Origin of the sequence: Microbacterium sp. K41 (assembly GCF_004794395.1) — a bacterium.
Taxonomy (GTDB): domain Bacteria; phylum Actinomycetota; class Actinomycetes; order Actinomycetales; family Microbacteriaceae; genus Microbacterium; species Microbacterium sufflavum.
This window is the reverse complement of the sequence record NZ_SSDO01000022.1, coordinates 1-4,579: the sequence shown is the minus strand read 5'-3', so window position 1 is coordinate 4,579 and position 4,579 is coordinate 1. Positions and strand designations below refer to the sequence as shown.

The window sequence follows — 4,579 nt, the reverse complement described above, 5'->3', positions numbered from 1 at the left end:
GTCGACCGCGGCGGCGAGGGCCGGGGGCGTGGGCTCGCGCCCGGTGGGTTGGCGGCTGCGGCTGCCTTCGACGAGCACGCCGTCCGCCGAGACGAGGGCGGCCTCCATCTTGGTGCCGCCGACGTCGACGGCCAGGGCGTAGCGGGTCACTGCGGGTCGAGCCCGAGGTCGTCGAGGTCGAACGCGGCGCGCCACTCCAGCCCCTCGGCTTCGATGGCCGCCTGCGCTCCGGTCTTGCGGTCGACGATCACGGCGACGGCCACGACCTCGGCGCCCTCCGTGCGCAGCGCATCGACGGCCTTGAGCGCGGACTGCCCGGTGGTCGACGTGTCCTCCAGCACGACCACGCGCTTGCCCTTCACGTCGGCGCCCTCGATCTGACGGCCGCGGCCGTGGTCCTTGGGCTCCTTGCGCACGACGAACGCGTCGAGCGGACGGTCGGTGCCGACCGAGGCGTGCAGCACGGAGTTCGCGATGGGGTCGGCGCCGAGCGTGAGACCGCCGACCGCGACGACGTCGAGGTCGGCGATCAGGTCGAGCATGATCCGGCCGATGGCGGGAGCGGCGCGGTGGTCGAGCGTGAGCTTGCGCATGTCGACGTAGTAGGTGGCCTTCTTGCCGCTGGAGAGGGTGAAGTCGCCGTGGAACACCGCCTCGTCGGTGATGAGGTCGAGGAGGGTCTGGCGGTCTGCGTCGAGTGCGGTCACGGCATCCAGTGTAGGAGGCCGCAACTAGGCTGGACGCATGCGCTTGGCCACCTGGAACGTCAACTCCATCCGCACCCGTGTCGCCCGCACCGTCGAGTTCGCCGTCCGTGAAGACATCGACGTGCTCGCGATGCAGGAGGTGAAGTGCAAGCCGGAGCAGTTCCCCTTCGCCCCCTTCGAGGAGGCCGGCTACCACGTCGAGGTGCACGGCCTGAACCAGTGGAACGGCGTCGCGATCGCCAGCCGCCTGCCCGTCACCGACGTGCGCACCGCGTTCGACGGGATGCCCGGTTTCGCCAAGGGTCACGAGGGCCCCGACGCTCCGCAGGAGGCGCGCGCGCTCGGGGTGATGGTCGACGGCGTGCGCGTATGGAGCCTGTACGTGCCGAACGGGCGCTCCCTCGACGACCCGCACTACGTGTACAAGCTGCACTGGCTCGAGCAGCTGAGGCAGTCCACCGCGGCCGAGCTGTCGGCGAACCCCGACCTGCCGCTCGCCCTCGTCGGCGACTTCAACATCATCCCGTTCGACCACGACAACGGCGACCCCGACATCGTGGTGGGCCGCTCGACGCACGTCTCGCCCGCCGAGCGTGAGGCGTTCTTCGCCCTGGCCGATGCCGGTGTCACCGATGTGGTGCGCCCGCTGCTGCCCGAGGGCTACACCTACTGGGACTACCAGCGGCTCAAGTTCCCGCGCAACGAGGGCATCCGCATCGACTTCATCCTCGGTTCGAAGACGCTGGCCGACGCGGTCACCGGCGCCTCGATCCATCGCAACGAGCGCAAGGGCGAGCAGCCCAGCGACCACGTGCCCGTGGTGGTGGACCTCGACTTCGGCGGAGCAGACGCCGACGACGACCTGCCGATGATCTTCTCCTGACGGAGCGCGACGACGTGCGACTGATCGCGACCGATCTCGACGGCACGCTGCTCGACCCCTCATCCTCCGTGACACCGCGCACCCGCGCGGCGCTCGACGCGGCGCGGGAACGGGGCATCCCCGTGGTGCCCGTCACCGCGCGCCAGCCGATCGGACTGCGCGCGATCGCCGCCGACGCCGGATTCGACGGGTGGGCGCTGTGCAGCAACGGCGCCTACGCGGTGCACCTCGGCGACGGACGGATGCTGTTCGCCGAGGAGCTGCCGTCCGACACGATCCGCACGCTCGCCGATGCCCTCCGCGCGAGCATCCCCGGGCTGCTGTTCGCGAGCGTGCGCGAGGGCGGCGAGACCTTCGTCGCGCAGGACGGCTACGCGGCGATAGCGAGCCTGTCCGACCACAAGCGCGATCCGGCGACGATGGGCGGCGTGCCGCTGGAGCAGGTGCTCGCGGCGCCGAGCCTGAAGCTCGTGATCCGCCACCCGGAGCTCGCACCCGCCGCACTGTTCGACACGCTGCGCTCGCTCGGGCTCACCGGCTTCGAAGCCACCCTGTCCGGTGCGCCGTTCGTGGAGGTGATGGCCGAGGGCGTGACGAAGGCGACCGGGCTCGCGCGGCTGTGTGCGCACCTGGACATCGACCGCGCCGAGGTCGTCGCGTTCGGCGACGCGCTGAACGACGTCGAGATGCTCCGCTGGGCGGGGCTCGGGGTGGCGATGGCGCACGCGGAGCCCGTGGTGCGGGACGCCGCCGACGAGGTCACCGCGACCAACGACGAGGACGGCGTCGCGCGCGTGATCGAGCGACTGCTGAGCTGACCCGCCTCAGGCGCCGAACGTGCCGACCTCCGGGGTGCGATCGGTGCGGCCGTAGCGGAGGAGCATCACGCCCGCGTCATCGACGACCGGCGGTTCGAGCAGTCGCAGCACCGACGGGAGCGCTGCGTCGTCGAACACCTTCTTCCCCGTGCCGAGCAGCAGCGGGTACACCCACAGGTTGAGCTGATCGAACAGCCCCTCGGCGAGCAGGGTGTGCACGAAGTCGATGCTGCCGATCACATGCACCTCCCGGTGGGTCGCGCGCAGGCGGGCGATCTCGGCGGCCAGGTCGTCGCCCACGCGCGAGCTGCCCTGCCAGTCGAGCGCGAGGTCGGGGTTCCGCGACGCGACGTACTTCGGCACCGCGTCGAAGAGCCGGCCGATGTGGCCCTCCTCGCCGTCGGTGTGCTGCGGCCAGTACGAGGCGAAGATGTCGTAGGTGCGGCGGCCGAGCAGCAGCGCGTCGAGGCCCCGCATGCCCGCGTCGACCTCGGCGCCCATGCCGGGTGAGGGGTAACCGGCCTGCCATCCGCTGAACCGGAATCCGCCCGAGGTGTCCTCCCCCACGCCGCCGGGGCCCTGGGCCACGCCGTCGAGGGTGCTGAACAGGTCGATCAGGATGCGACCGGGTGCGTCTTCGCTCATGTCACTTCTCCGTTCTCGTCGAGGGAACTTCATCCTCCTCCGCGGCACCCCACGCCCGCAGCGCCTCGATCGCCTCCCGCAGTGCGAGCCCGCGGTCGGTGAGCGCGTACGCCCGGGTGTTGTGCCGGAGCGGCAGTCGCGCGAGCACCCCGGCGGCCTCCAGCTCGCGCAGGCGCGTGGCGAGGATGTTCGTGGGGACTCCGAGGTCGCGCTGCAGATCGCCGTAGCGCTGGGGTCCGTCGAGCAGCCGCTCCACGATCAGCAGCGCCCAGCGCGCCCCGACCACGCCGAGCGCGGCACCGAGGTCGCTCACGCGTCGGCGTCGGCGTCCGGCTTCATCCAGAACGGCGAGTAGTGGTAGCCGTCGGGGTCGTCGAACTGGCGCTGGTACATGAAGGGGTAGTCGTCGGTGTCGCCGATGCGCCCGCCCGCCGCTCTCGCGCGCTCGACCAGCTCGTCGACCGCCTCGCGGCTGCCGAGGTCGAACGAGACGGTGACCTTGGACGGGGTGTCGGGGCCGCCGACGAGCTCGTCGACGCCGCCGACGCTGGCGTACATCTCGCGGCTGCCAAGCATGACGTACTGCCCGGGCGCGATGGCGAAGCACGACACGTTGTGGTCGGACATCTCCTCGTTGAGGGTCCAGCCGATGGCCGTGTAGAAGGCGGTCGCGCGTTCGACGCTCTCGACCGGGCAGGTGAGGAAGAGGCTCATGCGGTGATACTTGCAAAAAACAAGTGCGTGGTCAAGACCCCTCCGCGCCGCCTCCGCCGTCCGGGGGATGCGGCCCCGCCGAACGCCGCCCTACGGTGGAGGGATGCCCTTCACCCGCACGCCGACCGAGCGCGACCGCCGCGGCGACCTGCTGCTCGCCGGGGTGCTGTTCGTCGGCGCGATCCTGAGCGCCGCGCTCTCCTCCATCGCCCAGGTGTACGGCGACGAGCAGGCCCCGCTGTGGACCGCCCTCCTCTACGCCGTCGTGGTGTCCGGTCCGCTCGCGTTCCGTCGACGCTGGCCCGGCACCGTGGCCGTGGTCGTGTCCGTCGCCTACTTCGCGGCCGTCACGATCCGGGTACCGGAGATCTACGTCGGCAACATCGCGATGTTCATCGGCCTCTACACCGTCGGCGCGTGGATGAACGACCGGCGCCGCGCCCTCATCGTGCGCGTGGCGATCATCGTCGGCATGTTCGTGTGGCTGCTCCTCACGATGTACCGCGACGCGATCAGCGAGGCGGACAAGGCCGAGGTGGTCGCCGGGGCGATGTCGCCCTACGTCGCCTTCATGCTGATCCAGATCCTGCTCAACGGGCTCTACTTCGGCGGGGCGTACTACTTCGGCGAACGGTCCTGGGCCGCCGCCGAGCAGCGGTCGGTGCTGGAGCAGCGCACGACCGAGCTGGAGCGCGAGCGCGAGGTGACGGCGGCGCAGGCCGTCGCCCTCGACCGGGTGCGCATCGCCCGCGAGCTGCACGACGTGGTCGCCCACCACGTCTCGGTCATGGGCGTGCAGGCCGGCGCGGCGC

General features: G+C 71.2%; 7 protein-coding genes. 3 read left to right on the top strand and 4 right to left on the bottom strand.

All coding sequences use genetic code 11. The features are described 5' to 3' along the window. Window positions 1–146 precede the first annotated feature (146 nt). Entirely contained in the window at window positions 147–707 is a 561-nt protein-coding gene (gene pyrE / locus DW309_RS00240; RefSeq protein ID WP_136044182.1) for an orotate phosphoribosyltransferase, read from the bottom strand. A 37-nt stretch (window positions 708–744) separates the two neighbouring features. Between pyrE and DW309_RS00235 the strand changes: the two genes are divergently transcribed. Continuing rightward, entirely contained in the window at window positions 745–1,590 is an 846-nt protein-coding gene (locus DW309_RS00235) for an exodeoxyribonuclease III (protein WP_136044181.1), read from the top strand. A gap of 14 nt (window positions 1,591–1,604) precedes the next feature. Beyond that, window positions 1,605–2,408: an HAD family hydrolase gene (locus DW309_RS00230; protein WP_136044180.1), complete on the top strand. Its 804-nt coding sequence runs from the start codon at window positions 1,605–1,607 to the stop codon at window positions 2,406–2,408. A gap of 6 nt (window positions 2,409–2,414) precedes the next feature. Here DW309_RS00230 and DW309_RS00225 read toward each other — a convergent pair whose 3' ends face one another. From DW309_RS00225 to DW309_RS00215, 3 genes are read right to left on the bottom strand one after another with little or no spacing between them, the layout of a single operon-like run. Beyond that, window positions 2,415–3,053, bottom strand: coding sequence for a dihydrofolate reductase family protein (locus DW309_RS00225; RefSeq protein ID WP_136036464.1), 639 nt, complete (start codon window positions 3,051–3,053; stop codon window positions 2,415–2,417). A 1-nt stretch (window position 3,054) separates the two neighbouring features. Then, the gene (locus DW309_RS00220) at window positions 3,055–3,366 is read right to left on the bottom strand and encodes a winged helix-turn-helix transcriptional regulator (protein WP_136044179.1); all 312 of its coding nucleotides are present in this window, start codon (window positions 3,364–3,366) and stop codon (window positions 3,055–3,057) included. Next, a complete protein-coding gene (locus DW309_RS00215) occupies window positions 3,363–3,767 on the bottom strand; it encodes a VOC family protein (RefSeq protein ID WP_136028513.1) in 405 nt (134 codons plus the stop codon). Before DW309_RS00215 ends, DW309_RS00220 begins: the two co-directional genes overlap by 4 nt. A gap of 103 nt (window positions 3,768–3,870) precedes the next feature. Here DW309_RS00215 and DW309_RS00210 point away from each other — a divergent pair. Beyond that, on the top strand, window positions 3,871–4,579 hold a 709-nt coding region (locus tag DW309_RS00210), incomplete at its 3' end, for a DUF7134 domain-containing protein (RefSeq protein ID WP_168387114.1).